The sequence below is a fragment of the Chitinophaga sp. genome (assembly GCF_035564935.1).
Classification (GTDB): Bacteria; Bacteroidota; Bacteroidia; order Chitinophagales; family Chitinophagaceae; genus Chitinophaga.
Window position 1 is genome coordinate 1 of the sequence record NZ_DATMTE010000307.1, and the last position, 2,497, is coordinate 2,497.

Annotated in this window: 2 protein-coding genes and 1 pseudogene; all 3 read left to right on the forward strand. The window is 44.7% G+C overall.

Annotated features, from left to right (window positions below):
• Positions 1 to 2 precede the first annotated feature (2 nt).
• Positions 3 to 575: an LON peptidase substrate-binding domain-containing protein gene (locus tag VN105_RS08245; RefSeq protein WP_325639741.1), complete on the forward strand. Its 573-nt coding sequence runs from the start codon at positions 3 to 5 to the stop codon at positions 573 to 575.
• 221 nt (positions 576 to 796) lie between these two features.
• Positions 797 to 2,041 carry a hypothetical protein gene (locus tag VN105_RS08250; protein WP_325639743.1) on the forward strand — a complete coding sequence of 415 codons (1,245 nt, stop codon included), beginning with the start codon at positions 797 to 799 and terminating at the stop codon, positions 2,039 to 2,041.
• A 129-nt stretch (positions 2,042 to 2,170) separates the two neighbouring features.
• Positions 2,171 to 2,497: pseudogene (locus tag VN105_RS08255) on the forward strand (hypothetical protein); the annotation flags it as partial.

Consider the following 2,497-nt stretch of genomic DNA (forward strand, 5'->3'; position numbering starts at 1 on the left):
ATCTGCATGTTTTTGAGCCCCGGTACAAGCAATTAATTGCAGCCTGTTTTGCTGAGCAAAAGCCGTTTGGTATTCCAGTTGTAATAAATAAAAAAATTATGGAATATGGAACACTTGTGCAAATAAAAAAGGTAGAAAAAATATATGAGAGCGGGGAAATGGACATAATTACCGTTGGAGACAGTGTTTTCCGCATTCTGGAGCATGTATCCGATATCCCTGAGAAATTATATGCCGGCGCTATTGTCAATTACCCGGAGAACAATGAATCCAGCCATAGCCGGTTGCTGCAGGAAGTGTTGCACGGCGTAAGGGAACTGCATGCTATTCTCCAGATCCATAAATCGTTCAGAAAGGAAGATAGCGAGCTCAGCTCGTACGACCTGGCGCATCATGCGGGGTTGTCGCTCGACGAAGAGTACGAGATGCTTCACCTTTTTTATGAAGCCCAGCGGCTGGAATACCTGAAGCGTCATTTGCACAAGGTTATTCCCATGATGGCCGAAATGGAAAGGCTGAAAGAGCGGGTACAGCTGAACGGGCACTTCAGGAACTTATCTGCTGATAATTTATAATTTTTAGGAAGATGCCTGCCTGGCTTGCTTTTCAGGGCAATGGCGCCGGAACTTTAACGCGCATTTAACAGGTGGTTTTTTGGTTTTTTTTGCTTCCCGCCTTAAAAAGTAGATATTTGCAGACCCATATTTTCAATGGAATAAGGGCTTAAACTCAATTCTGATACTAAATGCATTGGACAAAAGTCAGTATTCTTTGCCTGTTAGGAAGTTTTTTTCTGTTGGCAAATAAGGCTATCGCACAGGACAACTCACCATATTCCCGCTACGGATTAGGAGATCTGCATAATAACCAGAACACGGTAAACCGTGGAATGGGAGGGGTTTCTCAGGCTTATAGTGACCCTCAGTCCGTTAACTTTATCAACCCGGCCAGCTACTCCAGCCTGTTGCTTACTACTTTTGATGTAGGGGTGGAAGGCGGGGCCCGTTCCATTTCAGACCAGGGGGCAAAGTTCAGTTCCGGTTTCGGTACCCTCTCCTACCTGCAGCTGGGTATTCCGCTGATTACCAATAAATGGGGATTAAACCTGGGACTTCGCCCGGTAACAAGGGTATCCTATAATATCCAGGAATCACATAACAGTACTTTCTTTGATACATTGAGGGTGCCCATGACCAGCAAATACGAAGGCAGTGGCGGTCTTTACCAGTTATATGCCGGTACAGGCGTCCGCTTTGGCCATTTCAGCATTGGGGTGAACCTGGGGTACCTCTTTGGTAATATAGAAAACAATACCCGCCTCGCCTTTCCTGATCCAAATGTATATGCTTCACACCGGATGTTCCGTACTACCTACAACAGCTTTTTTTACAAAGTGGGTGTACAGTACAGGGCTAAGGTGGCGAAAGATATGGACCTGACCTTTGGCGCCTCCGGTAGTTTGAAGCAAAATATGAACGCCCGGCAGGAAATACTTAATGAAACCGTGCAGTTCGACGCATCTTCCAATAACTACGTTACACAGGATACCGTTAATTACTCGAAGGGCGACAGGGGAACTGTGGTATTCCCGGAGGAGTATGGCGCTGGTATTATGCTGCGTAAATTTGATAAATGGATGATCGGGGTTGACTTCAACTCCAGTCAGTGGGAGAATTATAAGAACTTCGGTAAAAAAGATTCCCTGCAAAACTCCTGGAAACTTGCTATCGGCGGACAGTTTGTACCCAATGCCACTGCCCTGAGCGGTTACTGGAACCGGGTAGCATATCGTCTTGGCGGATATTATGGTAAGGACTACCTGCAGCTGGAAGGCGTAAATATGCCTACAATGGGCTTCACAGTAGGCGCCGGTTTGCCGGTACGCCGTATGCCTTACTCCAATCAATACAGCATGGTTAACCTGGCATTTGAGATTGCTCACCGCGGTAATAACGAAACCGTGTTAAAAGAGAACATCTACCGTATATCACTCGGCTTTACCCTGAGCGATAAATGGTTTATTAAACGCAAATACGAATAAATTTTTGCAGATATACATGCAGCGGAGATATAAGCTAAGTAAACACAGACTATGCTTATATCTCCGCTTCATTTTCAGGAAGCTGAAAGCTTATATTGAATGCCTATCTTTGAAGCATTATCCATTCAAATGATTAAGAGAACCATCTTATTTTTTATAATAGCCTTTGCCGTTAGCAGCTGTGAAAATGATATAGACGCAGTAATGGAGCTGGATTCGAAAAAGGCAGCTACGGAAAACGGGCAGGATATTGTGATCATATTCAGCCAGGGAGGAAAGGTAAATGCAAAATTAACCGGCCCTACAATGGAGCGTGGTCTGGATAAACCCACTTATGTAGCCTTTAATAACGGGCTGAAAGTATTTATGTATAATGATTCCCTGGGGCTGGAAAGTACCTTGTCTGCCAAGAAGGGGAAATTTATGGAAGATGATGGAGATGTGTTCCTTTCAGAT